This is a genomic window from Yoonia sp. KMU-150 (assembly GCF_056858355.1).
In genome coordinates, this window is sequence record NZ_JBXEQF010000002.1 from 366,149 (window position 1) to 383,166 (window position 17,018).

Below are 17,018 nucleotides of genomic sequence, written 5' to 3' on the forward strand. Positions count from 1 at the left end.
GCCCGATCCGCCGATTAGCCATGATCGCACGGGTTTCCGCATCGAAATTCAGGCGAAAGAGTGGCGGCACATGGCGTTTATCTCTGAAATTCACTATCGCAACACCGTGGCTTCCGGCACCGGTGTCAGCGAATATGTCGAGGTCTCGGTCCATCCCGACGACCTCGCCCGACTGTCGGATTTCACAGTCGCGACCTATCAGGCCAACGGTACCGTCGCCGCCATCTTCAACCTTGGTGGCATGACCGGCAGGCTCGATCCCGCAACCGGATGGTATGTCTTTCAGTTCGCCACACCTGTCACCGCGCCAGATCACATCGCAAACGGTGGCGAGGCCGAGGCCGTCGCCTTCATCGACGCCGCGGCCATGCCCCCGGTCCAGAGTTTCGTCGATATCGGCGGCGGGACGACTGCGATCACCGCGACGAACGGCCCGGCCACCGGTGCCACCTCCACAAATATTCCCCCGGCCTCGGGTCAGTCGATCCAGTTCGACGTCTATGGCAACCGGGTGGACGGCGATCTGACGCAAGGCACCTCGGTGATCTGCCTGACACATGACACGCTGATCGACACGCCCGAAGGGCCGCGCCCGATCCAGTCCCTGACTCCGGGCGACATGGTCGATACACGCGACCACGGCCCGCAGCCGATCCGCATGATCCACCAGCGGCACCTGTCGGGCGCGCACTACAGGCAGTCGCGCGCGCTCTGGCCGGTTTGCCTGCAGGCCGGGTCGCTTGGCTTTGGACTGCCGCGTCGTGCGTTACGCGTGTCCCCCCAGCACCGGATGCTGATCAGCCATATCCGCATCGGCCTGCTGTTCGGCGAGGACGCGGTCTTTGCGCGGGCCAAGTCGCTCGCCGCCAGTTACGAAGAGGTCTATGTCGACAGCAGCCTGAGCGAAGTGTCCTACTACCATCTCGTCTTCGACCGGCACGAGGTGATCTTTGCCGAAGGTGCCGCGACCGAAAGTTTCCACCCCGGCCCCGAGGGCATCGCCAATCTTGACGCCGCCGCACGCGCAGAACTGTTCACGCTGTTCCCGGAACTGCGGTTCGGACTGCATGGTTTCGCGGCCGACTACCCGACCCTGCGCTCGTGGGAGCTGCGCGCCGCCGTGGCCTAGGTTTCTTCGAGCCGGTCCGTCGCCGGTGCCGGTGTCTGGCTCAACGCCGTGATCGCGGCATAATCGGCCCCGCTCAGCACAACGTCCATGGCCGCCAGCGACGTCGCGAGTTGTTCCACCGATCGCGCCGAGATGATCGGATGCACCCCCGCGGGATGCGCCGCGACCCATGCCACGGCCAGCGTGGCCGGATGCAGGCGGACCCCTTCGGCAAAAGTTGCAAGATCGGCGGCGCAACGGCGCATCCAGTCGACATCGTAACGGGCGGCATAGCGGTCGTCCTCCGTCAGCCGTCCGGCGGCACCGGTGGCGTATTTGCCGGTCAGCAGACCACCGCCCAGCGGGGAATAGGGGAACACCGCGATCCGCTGATCGGCCGCCATCGGGATCAGTTCGACTTCGGCCTGCCGCTTCACCAGATTGTACATCGGCTGGATCGCGTCGATCCGGCTGCCAAGCGTCGCCGCCACGCCCTGCGCTTTCATCACCTGCCAAGCGGCGAAATTCGACACGCCGATATGCCGGATCACGCCGTCTTGCTGCCAGCCCGCCAGAACATCGAATGTCTCTTCCAGCGGTGTCGCATCGTCGAAGCGGTGCAGATACATCAGATCGACCGTATCCGCCTGTAACTGGCGGCGCGACCGGTCCAGATGCGCCAGCAGGTTGGCCCGTCCGGCACCGCCCTCATACGCCACCTTGGTGGCCACGAACACGTCCTCGCGGCAGTCGCGGATGAACCGCCCAAGCAGCGTTTCCGACGCGCCGCCGGTGTAACCGACGGCCGTGTCGAAATGGTTGACGCCCGCCGCCAGCGCGGCATCGAACATCGCGCGGCTTTCGCTCTCATCCGCCTTGCCGCCGAACTGCATCGTGCCGAAGGCCAGCCGTGACAACGGCGCACCGTTCAGTGTCTTCAACTGTGTCATGCCACGGTGCTCCTGCCTGCCTGCATTATCTTGCTGCAAATACCTCTGGAGGGTCCGGGGGGCAACGCCCACCGGGGGTCGGTGCGGCGCGCATGCGACGGGCCGAAACGAAAAAGGCCCGCCGCACGGCAGGCCCCCTCCGGTCACGCGCAAGGCTTACGACGGAATGTCGCCGGTCAGCCCCTCGACATAGAAGTTCATCCCGGCCAGCGTGCCGTCATCGGCGACCTCGCCCTCTTCCAGCCAGACGGAGCCGTCCTGCTTGTTGATCGGTCCGGTGAACGGGTGATACTCGCCCGCGCCAATCGCGTCGCGCATCGCCTCGGCTTCGGCTTTCACATCCGCAGGCACGGCATCCGTGATCTCGCCGATGCCGACCATACCCGGCCCGATGCCGTCCCATGTGTCGGTGCTTTCCCATGTGCCATCCATGACCGCTTGCGTGCGGGCGATGTAGTAGGGGGCCCAGTCGTCGATGATCGACGACACGCGCGGGAAAGGCGCGAACTCGGACATATCCGACGCCTGACCGAAGGTGACCACGTTGCCGGCGGCCTGTGCCGCCGCCTGCGGTGCGGTGGAATCGGTGTGCTGCAGCACGACGTCACAGCCCTGTTCGATCAACACGGTCGCGGCCTCGGCCTCTTTCGCGGGGTCGAACCAGGTGTAGGCCCAGACGATCTTGAACTCCACGTCAGGGTTCACCTTGCGCGCGTGTATGAAAGCGGAGTTGATGCCGCGGATCACTTCGGGAATCGGGAAGGACGCGATGTAACCCACAAGGTTGGATTTCGTCATGTTCCCGGCGATGTGGCCCTGAATGGCGCGGCCCTCGTAGAAACGTGCCGAATAGGTGGACACGTTGTCGGCACGTTTGTAGCCCGTCGCGTGCTCGAATTTCACGTCTGGGAACTTGGCTGCCACGTTGATCGTGGGGTCCATGTAACCGAAGGACGTGGTGAAGATCAGGTCGGCACCATTGAGCGCCATATCCGTCATCACACGTTCGGCGTCGGCCCCTTCCGGCACGTTTTCGACATAGATGGTTTCGACCGCATCGCCGAATTCCTCTTCGACCGCCAGACGGCCCTTGTCGTGTTCATAGGTCCAGCCACCGTCGCCGATAGGGCCGACGTAGACGAAACCGACTTTGGTGACGTCCTGCGCACGGGCAGGGACGCCGATCGCGGCAGCCGTGGCAGCGGCAGCGCCGGAAGCGAGCAGAGTTCTTCTTTTCAAGGTTTTTCTCCCGTTGGTGCCGGAACAGCCCGGCAAAGTGGTGCCCCTAGCGCGAGGCGTGGAAAATGCGGCCCAGTGATCCGGGCGCGCGTCCTGACGACATAATAACCAGAACGACGATGGTGGCCAGATAGGGCGACATCGAAAGGTATTCGACCGGAATCGCGAGCCCCGCCGCCTGCAGGTTCAGCTGCAAAACGGTCACCCCGCCGAAAAGATATGCACCCAGCAAAAGCCGCCCCGGCCGCCAGCTGGCAAAGACGACGATGGCCAGCGCGATCCAGCCCGCGCCTGCGGTCATGCCCTCGGTCCATTGCGGCACGCGGACGAGGCTGAGATACGCACCACCAAGGCCCGCGCAGGCCCCGCCGAACATGATCGCGAGCATCCGCACCCGGTGCACCTTGTAGCCCAGTGCATGCGCCGCGTCGTGGTTTTCGCCCACTGCGCGCAGGATCAATCCGGCGCGGGTATATTTCAGGAATATCCAGACGCAAAGCACGATGAACAGCCCGACATAGACCATCGGATCGTGCTGGAACACGATTGGCCCGATCACCGGAATGTCGCCCAGCAGCGGGATGTGCCAGTCGGGAAAGTCCGGTGCCTTGATCCCGATATAGCCTTGCCCCAGCAGCGCGCTCAGCCCCAGCCCGAACAGCGTCAGCGCCAGACCCGTCGCCACCTGGTTGGACAGCAGATACTGCGTCAGCACGCCGAACAGCAGCGCCAGCACGGCCCCACCCGCAGCAGCTCCGGCAAAGCCGAGCCACGGGTTGTTCGTGCCCACAGCGACGATGAAGCCGCAGACAGCCCCGGTGATCATCATGCCCTCGACGCCCAGGTTCAGCACGCCCGCACGTTCGACGACAAGCTCCCCGATGGCCGCCAGAATGATCGGCGTCGCCGCGACCATGAGCGAGGCGAGCAAGAGGATCGGGTTGATCGAAGACAGGTCCATCAGTGCATTCCTATCCGGCAATCGCCGTGAGAATTCCAAACGACCAGAAGCATCCAAGAAAGGCTTTCTTCTTGCGAGAATTCGCCCCCTTTCTCAGCCTTGCTCGTGCCGAAAAAGCTCTGGTCATCCGACGCCAAAGGGCTTCCACAGTGTAGGTAAATACCAGAAACAGGACGATGGTCTGAAGATATGCAATGCCCTGAACGACCGCGAAATGACCTCCCAGCAAAACGCCGAGCAAGCTGAGCTTCGGCAAGAAGACAAGCCAACCAAGCATGGCACCGCTGACTGGCGCGAAATAAATCATGCTACCACCCCCTTGCCGAACCGGAACCGGTAATTCGTCATCACATCTACCGCCAGCAGGAAAAACAGCAGCATTCCCTGCAACAACTGGATCGCGGCGCCGGGCAGGCCAAGCTGGCTTTGCGCGATTTCGCCGCCGATATAGGTCAGCGCCATCAGCCCGCCCGCCAGCAGGATACCGACCGGGTGCAACCGGCCCAGAAACGCCACGATGATCGCGGTGAAGCCGTAGCCCACGTTGAAATCAATGCTGATCTGCCCGGCCGGCCCCGTCACCTCGAACAGCCCGGCCAGCCCGGCCAGCGCGCCGGAAAGGCCCATGCAGATCAGGACCAGCCGCCCCGGATTTACCCCCGCAAACGCGGCCGCCCGCGGGCTTTGTCCCGACAGGCGCACGTGAAAACCGAACAGATGCCGCGACAGCGTGACATAGGCGAAAATCACCGCGATCAGCGCCGCGACGACACCCCAGTGCACACCGGACCCGGCCCATATCTCCAGATTGGCCGACGACGACCATTGCGCCAGATTGCGCGATCCGGGAAAGCCCATGCCTTCGGGGTTGCGCAGCGCGCCCAGCGCCATGGAAGCCAGCAACTGCTCGGCCACATAGACCAGCATCAGCGACACCAGAATTTCGTTCGTCCCGAATTTCACTCGCAGCACGCCCGGTATCATCGCCCAGGCCCAGCCGCCCAGCGCGCCCGCCAGCACCATCAGCGGGAAAATCCACCGCGTCTCGGCCGGGTAAAGTGCCAAACCCACAGCCGCGCCGCAGATCGCACCCATGATGTATTGCCCTTCGGCCCCGATGTTCCACACACCGGCGCGAAACCCGAACGACAGCCCGATCGCGATCAGCACCAGCGGTGCCCCTTTGATCAGCAGTTGCGGGCGATAGAACCACGCGAACTCCGAAAACAGCGGATCGACGAAAATCGTGCGGATCGTGACGACAGGGTCCTTGCCAAGTGCTGCGAACAACAGCCCGCCCACCAGCATCGTCAGCACCACCGCCATCAGCGGCGCCAGAAACACCCAGGCCCGTGACGGCTGCGGTCGTTTCTCCAGCCGTATCATCGCATGCTACCCGTCCACATGGGCGACCTCCATATCGTGGGTCCCGCCCAGCATCAGGCCGATCTGTTCCACCGTCAGTCCCTTGGCGTCGCGCGGTGCCGACAGACGGCCCTCGTTCAGCGCGGCGAAGCGGTCGGAAATTTCCATCAGCTCGTCAAGGTCCTGACTAATGACCACGACAGCCGCCCCCTTGTCCGCCAGATTAAGCAGCGCCTGCCGGATATCGGCGGCGGCGGAGGCATCGACACCCCATGTGGGCTGGTTCACCACCAGCACATCGGGGGCCTGCATGATCTCACGCCCGATGACGAATTTCTGCAGGTTCCCGCCCGACAGCGACCGCGCCGCATTCTCCGGCCCCGGCGTGCGCACGTCGAATTTGGCGATCACCTCTTCGGCGAAGCCGCGCGCCTTGGACCAGTTCACGAACCCGCGCCGCGTCATGCGCTTGCGCACCGTTCCCGTCAGCGCCGCGTTTTCGGTCAGCGTCATGTCCGGGGCGGCGGCATGGCCGTTGCGCTCTTCGGGGGCGGCACAGAGTCCGCGCGCGCGGCGTGCGTTCGGCCCCAGCCTACCGATGGGTTCGTCGCGCAGCAGCAACATGCGCGCTCCGGTCTTCATCTCGCCCGAAATCGCCGCGATCAGCTCGTCCTGCCCGTTGCCCGCGACCCCGCCGATGCCCAGCACCTCTCCGTTGCGGAAATCGCAGGTGATGTCCTTCAACGCGGTGCCGAACTGGTGCGGGGCCTTGGCCGACAGGCTGCGCAGTGCCAGCGCCGTGCCGCCCCGGGCGCGGTCGACCTTCGTCGGCACATGCAGCTTGCTGCCCACCATCAGCTCCGCCATGTCCCGCGCAGAGGTCGCGCGGGGATCGCAGGTCGCCACGACTTCGCCCAGCCGCAGAATCGTCGCCGCCTCGCACAGGCTGCGGATTTCCTCCAGCTTGTGCGAGATATAAAGGATCGCCGTGCCTTCGCCCGCCAGCTTGCGCAACGTCTCGAACAGGATGCCGACCTCTTGCGGGGTCAGCACGCTGGTCGGCTCGTCCATGATCAGCAACTTGGGGTCTTGTAACAGACAGCGGATGATTTCGACCCGCTGGCGTTCACCCGCCGACAGGTCCCCCACCGTGCGGTAGGGATCGAGCGGCAGCCCGTATTTTTCCGAGACTTCGCGCACCTGCGCCGCGATCTGCCGCTGCTTGGGCGGGTTCTCCATGCCGAGCGCGATATTCTCCGCGACGTTGAGCGCATCGAAGAGCGAGAAATGCTGGAACACCATCGCCACGCCCGCTTCGCGCGCCGCACGCGGGTCAGGTGGCGCGAAACCGCGCCCCTCAAGCACCATGTCGCCGCTGTCGGGTTTCACCAGCCCATAGATCGTTTTCACCAAGGTCGACTTGCCCGCGCCGTTCTCGCCCAGCAGCGCGTGGATTTCCCCCGGCGCGATCTCGAAAGACACATCCTTGTTGGCGACGACACCGGGATAGGCCTTGGTCAGCCCGTTCAGCCGCAGCAGCGGGTCCGCTTTGCCCGTGATCATGCCCGTCGTCTCCCCCGTGCGGGGCGCGATGCAGCCCCGACGGTATCGAGATACGCGGCAATCACCCCTCTGGCAATATCGTCGGGGTGTTTGCCAAGGGTCGGATCGCCGATCGGACAGGTGATGCGCGCAATTTCAGCACTGCCATGGCCCAGCTGAGCCAAACGAGTCTGAAACCGTCGCCATTTCGTCGCCGACCCGATCAGCCCGATAGAGGCGACGGGCCTGCGCAAAAGCGCATCGCACAGCGCAAGGTCGATGTCGTGGCTGTAGGTAAAGATCAGGTGGTGTGTCTGTTTCGGGGCCTTGGCGGCAAGCAGGGGCATGTCGGCGGCGGGCACGACGGTTGCCTCACGCGTCGCGTTGGCCGGGAACCGGGCAGGGGCATCGTCCACCCAAGTCAATTTGAACGCCCGGGGATTAGCGTGGCGCACAACCGCCTGCCCCACATGCCCTGCACCCCAAAGCCACAGGTGAATCGGATGATGCGGTTGAGCCTCAAGGCGGTGAATGACAAAAGGCGGGGAATCGACCACCCGCGCCTGCGTCCCGAACCGCAGCGTCACCGCCCCGCCACAGCACTGGCCAAGGTTCGGGCCAAGTGGCCATGTCACCTCGGCCAAGGTATCACCCGCAGCAATCATCTCGCGCGCCTTCGCGATGGCCTGATATTCCAGCGCCCCGCCGCCGATGGTGCCTTCGGTGGCCTCTGCCGTGACCATCATCGCCGTGCCCGCATCACGCGGGGCCGACCCGCGCGTGGCGATCACCTCGACCCAGATCGCCTCAGCCACGGGCGCGCCCCACGGCCCGCAGCACCTCCTCCGCCGTCGCCGGGGCCTGCAGGTCGGGGTAGGTGTCGCCGCAGGCCGCGCAGGCATCCGACAGCGCCAGAAACGCCGAAATCCCCAGCATGAAAGGCGGCTCGCCCACCGCTTTGGAGCGATAGATCGTCTGCGCCGGGTTCGGCTGATCCCAAAGCGCCACGTTGAACTGATCGGGCCGGTCTGAACAGGCGGGGATCTTGTAGGTCGCGGGCGCATGGGTGCGCAGCCGCCCCTTGTCGTCCCACACCAGCTCCTCGGTCGTCAGCCAGCCCGCACCCTGCACATAGCCGCCCTCGATCTGGCCGATGTCGATGGCAGGGTTCAGCGACGCGCCCGCGTCATGCAGAATATCCGTGCGCAAAATCCGGTTTTCTCCGGTCAATGTGTCGATCACAACCTCGGTAATCGCCGCCCCATGCGCGAAGTAGAAAAACGGCCGCCCTTCACCCTTGATCCGGTCCCACTTGAGGTCCGGCGTCTTGTAGAACCCCGTGGCCGACAGGCTCACCCGGTTCACATAAGCCTCCGTCACCGCCTCGGCGAAACTCATGTCCTTGCCTGCCACATGCACCCGGCCACCTTCAAAGCGCACGTCGCCCGCAGCGCCGCCATGCGCCCCAGCCAGATGCGCCGCGATCCGGTCGCGGATCGTGTCGCAGGCGGCCATCACCGCCATCCCGTTCAGGTCCGTCCCGGATGATGCTGCGGTAGCGGAAGTATTGGGCACCTTGTCGGTATCGGTCGCCGTGATCTTCACCGCGCCGATATCCACACCGAACCGCGCCGCCGCGACCTGCGCCACCTTCTGGAACAACCCCTGCCCCATCTCGGTGCCGCCATGGTTCATCCGGATCGACCCGTCCTGATAGACATGCACCAGCGCGCCCGCTTGATTGAGGTGGGTGAGCGTGAACGAAATCCCGAATTTCACCGGCGAAAACGCGATCCCGCGTTTCAAGATCGGCTGGGCGGTGTTCCACGCGGCAATCTCGTCTCGCCGCTGCGTGTAATCGCTCGACGTCAGCAGCGCCTCCGTCATCTCGTGCAGGATGAAATCCGTGACCTCCATCCCGTAGGGCGTGGTCTGTGCGGCTGGCTTCGGCGAATGCGCCCCGCCGAACCGGGTGCCGCGCCCTTGTATCATTTTGCCGGAAATACTCGCGGGGGGGCTGGGGGCGGCAGGCCCCCCATGCGCCGCAGGCGCATAATAATTCACCTGCCGCACCGCCACCGGGTCCAGTCCCAGGTCCGCCGCGATATGGTCGATCACCCGCTCGATCCCCAGCACGCCTTGCGGCCCGCCGAAGCCGCGATAGGCGGTGGCACTCTGCGTATTTGTCTTCAGCCGGTGCGAGGTGATCCGCGCCGCGTCCAGCAGATACGCGTTGTCGGCATGCAGCATCGCCCGATCCGCCACCGGCAGGGACAGATCCATGCCCCAGCCGCAGCGGGTATATTGCGTGAAATCTACCCCCGCGATCCGGCCCTGCGCATCGAAACCCACGTCATAGTCGATGCGGAAATCGTGCCGCTTGCCGGTGATGATCATGTCGTCGTCGCGGTCATAGCGCATCTTGCAGGGCTTGCCCGTTGCACGCGCGGCAACCGCACAGGCCACCGCCAGCGCGTTGCCTTGGCTTTCCTTGCCGCCGAACCCGCCGCCCATCCGCCGCACCTCGCAGCGCACGGCATGCATCGGCACGCCCAGCGCCTCGGCCACTTTGTGCTGGATTTCCGTCGGGTGCTGGGTTGAGGAATGCACGACCATGTCGCCGCCTTCCTGCGGCAGGGCAAGGGCGGCTTGCCCTTCCAGATAGAAATGCTCCTGTCCGCCCATCTCGATCCGGCCCTGTAACCGGTGCTGGGCGGACGACAGGGCGGCATCCACATCGCCCTTGGTCCAGACCCGCGGCCCGTCCTCGAACCGGCTGTCGGCGGCCAAGGCCTGCTCGATCGTCAGGATCGGCGTTTCCTCTGCGATCTCGATCTTTCCCAGCCGCGCCGCCTTGCGCGCGGCCAGATGGCTTTCCGCCACCACCAGAAACACCGGTTGCCCGACGTGATGCACCTCACCCTTGGCCAGCAAGGGCTCATCATGGTTCGACGGCGAAACATCGTTCACGAACGGCAGGTCCTCTGCCGTCAGCACCGCCACGACGCCCGGTGCCGCGCGCACGGCGGCAAGGTCCATTGCCGTGATCGACCCGCGCGCGACCTCCGACAGGCCAAAGGCCAGATGCAGTGTGCCGGCAGGCACCGGCAGATCGTCGATATAGCGGGCGCGCCCGGTGACATGCAGTTTCGCCGCATCGTGGGGCAGGGGTTTGGTCACGCTCATGCCCGCACCTCCAGCACATTGACCGCTTCGCCTTGCGTCTCCGCAAAATACCGCCGCAGCATGTTGCGCGCCGTCGTCAGGCGATACGCCGCACTGGCGCGCATGTCGTCCATCGGCGCGTAGTCCTCTGCAAAGGCAGCGCAGGCGGTGTCCACCGTTCCTTGCGTCCACGGCTGACCCGCCAACGCGGCCTCCACCGCTTTGGCCCGCGCAGGCGTTCCGGCCATGCCGCCGAAGGCGATCCGCGCATCGGTCACCTTGCCATCGTTCACCTTGATGTTGAACGCCCCGCAGACGGCGGAAATGTCCTGATCGAACCGCTTGCTCAGCTTATAGACCCGCAGGGCAGGGGCCGCTTTCGGGATGGTCACGCCGGTGACCAGCTCCCCCTTCGCACGGTCCTGCTTGCCGTAGGCGATGAAGAAATCCTCCAGCGGCAGATCGCGCGTCTTATCCCCGTGCCGCAGATGCAGCACGGCCCCCAGTGCGATCAGCGCGGGCGGATTGTCTCCGATCGGCGACCCGTTGGCGATGTTGCCGCCGATCGTCGCCGCCGCGCGCACCTGTTCGGAGCCATAGCGCCGCACCATCTCGGCATAGGACGGATGATGGTCCTTCAGCACGGCGTGCACATCGGTCATGGTGACGGCGGCACCAAAGGTGATCGTCTCGTCGCCGATGTCGATCCGCTGCAAATCGCGGCAGCGGTTCACGAACACGACCTCGTCCAATTCCCGCAATTGCTTGGTCACCCATAGCCCAACATCCGTGGCACCCGCGATCACCGTCGCCTCGGGGTGGGCGGCGTACCAAGTGGCCAGTTCGTCCAGCGTCTCGGGCGCGTAGGGTGCCGTCGCTACGTCAGGTGCCGCGTCCTGCATCCAACCCGGCACCGGCGCGCTTTCCGCCGCCTCAGCCGCGCGGACGATGGGGGCATAGCCCGTACATCGGCACAGGTTGCCCGCCAGCACATCGTCGTGATCCCTGCGGCCCGCCATATGCCCCGCCGCCATCGCCGCGATGAACCCCGGCGTGCAGAAGCCGCATTGCGATCCGTGATGCGCGACCATCGCCTCCTGCACCGGATGCAGGGTGCCGTCCGGCCCGCTGATGCCCTCCACCGTGCGCACGATCTTGCCGTGCAGTTGCGGCATGAACAGGATGCAGGCGTTCAGTGCGCAGGCACCTTTTCCACCCTCCGGGTCCGTCACGATCACCGTGCACGCCCCGCAGTCGCCCTCGTTGCAGCCTTCTTTCGTGCCGCACAGCCCGCGATCCTCGCGCAGCCAGTCCAGCAGCGTGCGCGTCGCGTCCACGTCGACACGCTGGGCTTCCCCGTTCAGAAGAAACGCAACTTCCATGAAAATTAACCTGCCGCGTTACCAAGTCTCGCAGGGCCGGTCGCAGTGTCGATGCGGCGTAGACACGAATGGTTGCGCGGCCCTTTGCCCCATGAAAACGCCACCACGTCCAAATGGCAAGGGCTTTGCGCCTCAGAGCGTCTTGGCGAGTTCCTCAAGCTGATCGGCGCAGGTGCCCCAGCCGGTATAGAACCCCATCTCCTCATGCGCCTTGCGGTGCCCAGTGGTGTCGTGCAGCGCCCGCACGATGTAGCGCGTGCCGCCATCCTGCGGCAGGAACCGGATATCGGCGGTCATGTAGAAATCACCGGCGTTGTCGTGCGGCGGGTTCGGGCGGAACCCGGGGCCAAGCGCCGCCGTCCAGACGAACCGCTCGCCGGGGTCTGCGAGCAGCACGCAGCCCGAAGGCCCGTCCATCGGATCATGCCCCGGCATTTGCATCACAAGGCGGAAGATGCCGCCCGGCGTGGCGTCGATCTCTGCCTCGACCACCTCCACCGGCTTGGGCGCGAACCATTGCCGGGCCAGCGTGGCCTCGGTCCAGCAACGATAGAGCGTGTCGGGCGGGGCGGCGATCGTGCGGTCCAGCACCATCGTCAGATCGTCTTCGGCGGTCAGTGCGGCGATGGTTGCGGCGTCAGTCATGCATCTCTCCAACATGGCGCTCCAAGTTGTCCAGCCCACCGGTCCAGCCCTGCTTGACGTCATCGAGGGCATCGGCCCCGCCAAAGGACGATACCGCGACGGTGACGTCCAGTGTGGTGCGGTCACCATCGCCGGTCAGCCGGTAGGTCACAAGACTTGTAAAGGCGGCCTCTCCGCCGAAAATCAGCGTTTCGGTAAACACGGCGCGTTCGGGTTGCGCCAGATCGTACCACCGCGTGTCGACGATGAAATCCGGGGCATCTTCCGGCCCGCAGCGATGCCTGTCCTGTCCGCCCACACGCACATCGGCGGTCTCGACGACCAGCACCATATCGGCATCGGGCGCGCCCCATTTCTCGCGATGCGCCGGATCGGTCAGCACCTCCCACAGCCGCTCCGGCGGCAGCGGCAGGCTGCGTTGCATGTCGAAACTCGAAGTGTCAGTCGCCATTTTCGTTCTCCCTGTCATCCTGTGCCAGCTTCAGCGCCAGCGCATCCAGTCTGTCCATGCGTCCTTCCCAGACCTGCCGCTGCCACGCCAGCCAGCCCTGCGCCTCGATCAGCGGGGCGGCCTCGATATGACAGGTGCGCACGCGGCCTTTCTTGATCGACCGGACGATGCCGGTGTCCTCCAGTACGCGCAGGTGCCGCATGAAGGTCGGCAAGGCCATGTCGTGCGGCGCATGTAGCGCGGACACACTTGCGGGCCCGGCGGCCAGTCGTTCGATCACCGCCCTGCGGGTCGGGTCGGACATGGCACCGAAAAAGGAATCAAGATTGTTAGTCATGTCGCTAAGCATGCTCCGTAAGCTTTCCGCGGTCAAGTCACTTAGTAAAGTGGCTAACCAAATTTCTTCCAAGAAATTTGCCCGGAATTTTCGAAAATTCCGATCCCGCCCCACACGGCTCACGATTTCCGGTTCAGGCCGCGCGCCTGTCACCGTAGGATGACCCCATGACTAATGCTCCCCGATTCATCCACCTGCGCACCCATACCGAATATTCGCTCCTCGAAGGCGCGATCCCGGTCAAGAAACTGCCTGACATGGCCGCCGCCATGGACATGCCCGCCGTCGCCGTCACCGACACCAACAATATGTTCTGCGCACTGGAGTTTTCCGAAGGTGCCGCCAAGGCCGGGGTGCAGCCCATCGTGGGGTGCCAACTTGATCTGGCCTATACCACGCCCGAACCCGGCAAGCGCCCCGACGCGCCAGCACCCATCGTCCTGCTCGCCCAGACCGAGGCGGGCTATATGAACCTGATGAAGCTGAACTCCTGCGCCTACCTCGATCAGGGCGGGGACCTGCCGCAGATCACGCTGGATGAACTCGAACAGCACAACGCCGATCTGATCTGCCTCACCGGCGGCCCCGACGGCCCGGTCGGGCGGCTGTTGCGCTATGGGCAACGACCCAAGGCCGACGCACTGATGGACCGGCTGGCGGGCATGTTCGGCGACAGGCTCTACGTCGAATTGCAACGCCACCCCGGCGACAACGGCCTGCCCGAGGCGGAAAAGCTGTCCGAACGCGGATTGGTCGAAATGGCCTATGCCAAGACCCTGCCTCTGGTCGCTACCAACGACGCCTATTTTCCGAAAGCCGAGCTTTACGAAGCCCACGACGCGCTGATCTGCATCGCCGACGGGGCCTACGTCGACCAGCAGGAGGCACGGCGCAAACTCACGCCCCAGCACTATTTCAAATCGCCGCAGGAAATGGCGACACTCTTCGCCGACCTGCCCGAAGCGATCGAGAACACCGTCGAAATCGCGCGCCGCTGCGCCTTCAAGACCTACAAGCGCGACCCGATCCTGCCGAAATTCGCCGATGACGAGGTCGCCGAACTACGCCGTCAGGCCGAACAGGGCCTGAAAGAGCGTCTTGCCATCATCCCCCACGCCGCCCCGGTGGAGGACTACGAAAAGCGCCTCGATTTCGAACTCGGCATCATCGAGGGCATGGGCTTCCCCGGCTATTTCCTGATCGTGGCCGATTTCATCAAATGGGCCAAGGATCACGATATCCCCGTCGGCCCCGGCCGCGGCTCCGGCGCCGGGTCGCTGGTCGCCTACGCGTTGCTCATCACCGACCTTGATCCCCTGCGCTACAACCTGCTGTTCGAACGCTTCCTGAACCCCGAACGGGTGTCGATGCCCGACTTCGACATCGACTTCTGCATGGATAGGCGGGAGGAGGTGATCCGCTACGTGCAGGACAAATATGGCCGCGACAAGGTGGGCCAGATCATCACCTTCGGCGCAATGCTGTCCAAGGCCGCCGTGCGCGACATGGGCCGCGTGTTGCAGATGCCCTACATGCAGGTCGACCGCCTGTCGAAAATGATCCCGGTCGAGGGCGTCAAACCCGTCAGCATCGAAAAAGCCTTGGCCGATGAACCTCGCCTGCGCGAGGAGGCCAAGAACGAAGAGGTCGTCGACCGCCTCCTGACTTACGCCCAGCAGGTCGAGGGCCTGCTGCGCAACGCCTCCACCCACGCCGCCGGTGTGGTGATCGGCGACCGCCCGCTGGATGAACTCGTCCCACTGTATCAGGACCCCCGGTCCGACATGCCCGCCACCCAATTCAACATGAAATGGGTGGAACAGGCGGGGCTGGTGAAATTCGACTTTCTTGGCCTGAAAACGCTCACCGTCATTCAGAACGCCGTCGACCTGATCGTCAAATCCGGCCGCCACCTGCATATCGCGCCGGATGGCACCGAACTCTATCAGCCGCCTGACGGTGCCGTGGACGACATCGCGCTGATCCCGCTGGACGACGACAAATCCTACGCGCTCTATTCCTCCGCCAAGACCATTGCCGTGTTCCAGGTGGAATCCAGCGGCATGATGGACGCGCTCAAGCGGATGAAGCCGACCTGTATCGAGGACATCGTGGCCCTCGTCGCCCTCTACCGCCCCGGCCCGATGGAAAACATCCCGACCTATTGCGAGGTGAAGAACGGCCAGAAGGAACTGGAGTCCATCCACCCGTCCATCGACTACATCCTCGAGGAAACCCAGGGCATCATCGTCTATCAGGAACAGGTGATGCAGATCGCGCAGGTCATGGCGGGCTATTCGCTTGGCGGCGCGGACCTTTTGCGCCGCGCGATGGGCAAGAAAATTGCAGAGGAGATGGCCAAGGAACGCCCCAAGTTCGAGGCCGGCGCAGTCGAAAATGGTGTCGACAAGAACAAAGCCCGCGAGGTCTTCGACCTGCTGGAAAAATTCGCCAACTACGGCTTCAACAAATCCCACGCCGCGGCCTACGCCGTCGTCAGCTACCAGACGGCGTGGCTCAAGGCGAACCACCCGGTCGAATTCATGGCCGGGGTGATGAACTGCGATATCCACCTGACGGACAAGCTGGGCGTCTATTTCCAGGAAGTGAAAAAGGGGCTGGGCATCGCCTATATCCCGCCCTGCGTGAACCGGTCTCAGGCGATGTTCGACGTGCAGGACCAGAAACTCGTTTACGGGCTGGGCGCTTTGAAAAATGTGGGCGTCGAGGCGATGAAACTGATCGTCGCAGGGCGCGACGGAGCGAGCGTAAACGGAGGGCAGCCCCCGACCGCGGGTGGGGGTGAAGCCCCCGCCCTGGGGGGCGGTCGGGGGCTGCCCGGCGGTGCCGCCGGGCGAGACGCCAAACCTTTCGTCAACCTTTTCGATTTCGCCCGCCGCGTCGACCTCAAGAAAATCGGCAAGCGCCCGCTGGAAATGCTCGCCCGCGCCGGGGCCTTCGACGTGCTCGACCCCAACCGCCGCCGGGTGATGATGTCCCTCGACGCGCTCACCGGATACTCCGCCGCGATTCACGACCAGAAGACCTCCAACCAGGTCTCGCTTTTCGGAGAGGCGGGCGACGACCTGCCCGAACCGCGCCTTGCGGGCGGTGACGACTGGCTGCCCGCCGAACGGCTGGCCGAGGAATTCAAGGCCATCGGCTTCTACCTCTCCGGCCACCCGCTCGACGATTACATGACCCCTCTCAGGCGTAAGTGGGGCGGTGACAAAGCAGTGCCTTTTTTGACGTTGGATGAGTTGATTTTGGAAACGTCCCGACGTGGCGCGATGAATGCAAAAATCGCAGGTGTCATAACTGGCCGACAGGAGCGCAAATCGGCCCGCGGCAACCGCTTCGCCTTTGTCCAGATGTCCGACCCCACCGGGCAGTACGAGGTCACGATGTTTTCGGACACGCTGGAGGCGTCACGCGATTTTCTCGAAACCGGCGCGCAGGTCGTTATCCAGGCGGAGGCGACGATGGAAGCCGATCAGCTGAAACTGCTGGGCCGCTCCGTCTCTCCCATCGACACTGTCGTGGCCGACGCGACCGGCGGCGGGTTGCGCGTGTTCCTCGACGGGCCTGATGCCATTCCCTCCGTCGCTACCGTCCTGTCCAACGCCGCGCGGGACAAGGTCAAGGGCGGGCGCGGGCCGATCTATTTCTGCCTGCTCAACGCCGACCTGCCGGGCGAGGTGGAATTGGACCTCGGCGACGATTTCCCCGTCAATCCGCAGATCAAGGGGGCGCTGCGCTCGCTCGGCGGTGTGATCGAGGTCGAGGACATCTGAGCGGCGCGCAGGCGCTTTTCCGCAAGGGAACCGTGCGCACCGATAGACTCCGCGCCGCGCAATCGGATAAGCAGGGCCG

Annotated in this window: 14 protein-coding genes; 2 read left to right on the plus strand and 12 right to left on the minus strand. The window is 64.5% G+C overall.

Annotation, left to right across the window (positions count from 1 at the left end; all coding sequences use genetic code 11):
• Positions 1–70: 70 nt before the first annotated feature.
• Positions 71–1,129, plus strand: a complete 1,059-nt coding sequence (locus AC04PH_RS14655) for a Hint domain-containing protein (RefSeq protein WP_483066558.1) — start codon at positions 71–73, stop codon at positions 1,127–1,129.
• Here the strand turns inward: AC04PH_RS14655 and AC04PH_RS14660 are convergent.
• The 12 genes from AC04PH_RS14660 to AC04PH_RS14715 form a co-directional block, all read right to left on the minus strand.
• Positions 1,126–2,058 (minus strand): aldo/keto reductase, encoded by a 933-nt coding sequence (locus AC04PH_RS14660; protein WP_483066559.1) that lies wholly within the window; start codon positions 2,056–2,058, stop codon positions 1,126–1,128. The genes AC04PH_RS14655 and AC04PH_RS14660 overlap by 4 nt on opposite strands.
• Positions 2,059–2,214: 156 nt before the next feature.
• Positions 2,215–3,297 carry a BMP family ABC transporter substrate-binding protein gene (locus AC04PH_RS14665; protein WP_483066560.1) on the minus strand — a complete coding sequence of 361 codons (1,083 nt, stop codon included), beginning with the start codon at positions 3,295–3,297 and terminating at the stop codon, positions 2,215–2,217.
• Between the two features lie 46 nt (positions 3,298–3,343).
• A complete protein-coding gene (locus AC04PH_RS14670) occupies positions 3,344–4,258 on the minus strand; it encodes an ABC transporter permease (RefSeq protein WP_483066561.1) in 915 nt (304 codons plus the stop codon).
• A 10-nt stretch (positions 4,259–4,268) separates the two neighbouring features.
• Positions 4,269–4,565 (minus strand): hypothetical protein, encoded by a 297-nt coding sequence (locus tag AC04PH_RS14675; protein WP_483066562.1) that lies wholly within the window; start codon positions 4,563–4,565, stop codon positions 4,269–4,271.
• Entirely contained in the window at positions 4,562–5,644 is a 1,083-nt protein-coding gene (locus AC04PH_RS14680) for an ABC transporter permease (protein WP_483066563.1), read from the minus strand. The genes AC04PH_RS14675 and AC04PH_RS14680 overlap by 4 nt, the downstream gene beginning before the upstream one ends.
• Before the next feature lie 6 nt (positions 5,645–5,650).
• Positions 5,651–7,186: an ABC transporter ATP-binding protein gene (locus tag AC04PH_RS14685; RefSeq protein ID WP_483066564.1), complete on the minus strand. Its 1,536-nt coding sequence runs from the start codon at positions 7,184–7,186 to the stop codon at positions 5,651–5,653.
• Positions 7,183–7,980 carry a xanthine dehydrogenase accessory protein XdhC gene (gene xdhC / locus AC04PH_RS14690; RefSeq protein ID WP_483066565.1) on the minus strand — a complete coding sequence of 266 codons (798 nt, stop codon included), beginning with the start codon at positions 7,978–7,980 and terminating at the stop codon, positions 7,183–7,185. The genes AC04PH_RS14685 and xdhC overlap by 4 nt, the downstream gene beginning before the upstream one ends.
• On the minus strand, positions 7,973–10,351 hold the full coding sequence (xdhB, locus tag AC04PH_RS14695; RefSeq protein WP_483066566.1) for a xanthine dehydrogenase molybdopterin binding subunit: 2,379 nt from the start codon (positions 10,349–10,351) through the stop codon (positions 7,973–7,975). Before xdhB ends, xdhC begins: the two co-directional genes overlap by 8 nt.
• Positions 10,348–11,712 carry a xanthine dehydrogenase small subunit gene (xdhA, locus tag AC04PH_RS14700; protein ID WP_483066567.1) on the minus strand — a complete coding sequence of 455 codons (1,365 nt, stop codon included), beginning with the start codon at positions 11,710–11,712 and terminating at the stop codon, positions 10,348–10,350. The genes xdhB and xdhA overlap by 4 nt, the downstream gene beginning before the upstream one ends.
• Positions 11,713–11,844: 132 nt before the next feature.
• Positions 11,845–12,357 (minus strand): SRPBCC family protein, encoded by a 513-nt coding sequence (locus tag AC04PH_RS14705; RefSeq protein WP_483066568.1) that lies wholly within the window; start codon positions 12,355–12,357, stop codon positions 11,845–11,847.
• Positions 12,350–12,808, minus strand: a complete 459-nt coding sequence (locus AC04PH_RS14710; protein WP_483066569.1) for an SRPBCC domain-containing protein — start codon at positions 12,806–12,808, stop codon at positions 12,350–12,352. The genes AC04PH_RS14705 and AC04PH_RS14710 overlap by 8 nt, the downstream gene beginning before the upstream one ends.
• Positions 12,798–13,145 (minus strand): ArsR/SmtB family transcription factor, encoded by a 348-nt coding sequence (locus AC04PH_RS14715; RefSeq protein ID WP_483066570.1) that lies wholly within the window; start codon positions 13,143–13,145, stop codon positions 12,798–12,800. Before AC04PH_RS14715 ends, AC04PH_RS14710 begins: the two co-directional genes overlap by 11 nt.
• Before the next feature lie 167 nt (positions 13,146–13,312).
• On the opposite strand from AC04PH_RS14715, the gene dnaE reads away from it, so the two are divergent.
• Positions 13,313–16,939, plus strand: a complete 3,627-nt coding sequence (dnaE, locus tag AC04PH_RS14720; protein ID WP_483066571.1) for a DNA polymerase III subunit alpha — start codon at positions 13,313–13,315, stop codon at positions 16,937–16,939.
• Positions 16,940–17,018: the final 79 nt, after the last annotated feature.

What these genes read in the sequence shown, in the direction of transcription:
- AC04PH_RS14710 (WP_483066569.1), bottom strand. Translation starts at nt 12,808, where the DNA reads ATGGCGACTGACACTTCGAGTTTCGACATGCAACGCAGCCTGCCGCTG.
- AC04PH_RS14685 (WP_483066564.1), bottom strand. Translation starts at nt 7,186, where the DNA reads ATGATCACGGGCAAAGCGGACCCGCTGCTGCGGCTGAACGGGCTGACC.
- AC04PH_RS14670 (WP_483066561.1), bottom strand. Translation starts at nt 4,258, where the DNA reads ATGGACCTGTCTTCGATCAACCCGATCCTCTTGCTCGCCTCGCTCATG.
- xdhA (WP_483066567.1), bottom strand. Translation starts at nt 11,712, where the DNA reads ATGGAAGTTGCGTTTCTTCTGAACGGGGAAGCCCAGCGTGTCGACGTG.
- AC04PH_RS14680 (WP_483066563.1), bottom strand. Translation starts at nt 5,644, where the DNA reads ATGATACGGCTGGAGAAACGACCGCAGCCGTCACGGGCCTGGGTGTTT.
- AC04PH_RS14655 (WP_483066558.1), top strand. Translation starts at nt 71, where the DNA reads ATGGCGTTTATCTCTGAAATTCACTATCGCAACACCGTGGCTTCCGGC.
- AC04PH_RS14675 (WP_483066562.1), bottom strand. Translation starts at nt 4,565, where the DNA reads ATGATTTATTTCGCGCCAGTCAGCGGTGCCATGCTTGGTTGGCTTGTC.
- AC04PH_RS14715 (WP_483066570.1), bottom strand. Translation starts at nt 13,145, where the DNA reads ATGACTAACAATCTTGATTCCTTTTTCGGTGCCATGTCCGACCCGACC.
- AC04PH_RS14660 (WP_483066559.1), bottom strand. Translation starts at nt 2,058, where the DNA reads ATGACACAGTTGAAGACACTGAACGGTGCGCCGTTGTCACGGCTGGCC.
- xdhB (WP_483066566.1), bottom strand. Translation starts at nt 10,351, where the DNA reads ATGAGCGTGACCAAACCCCTGCCCCACGATGCGGCGAAACTGCATGTC.
- AC04PH_RS14705 (WP_483066568.1), bottom strand. Translation starts at nt 12,357, where the DNA reads ATGACTGACGCCGCAACCATCGCCGCACTGACCGCCGAAGACGATCTG.
- dnaE (WP_483066571.1), top strand. Translation starts at nt 13,313, where the DNA reads ATGACTAATGCTCCCCGATTCATCCACCTGCGCACCCATACCGAATAT.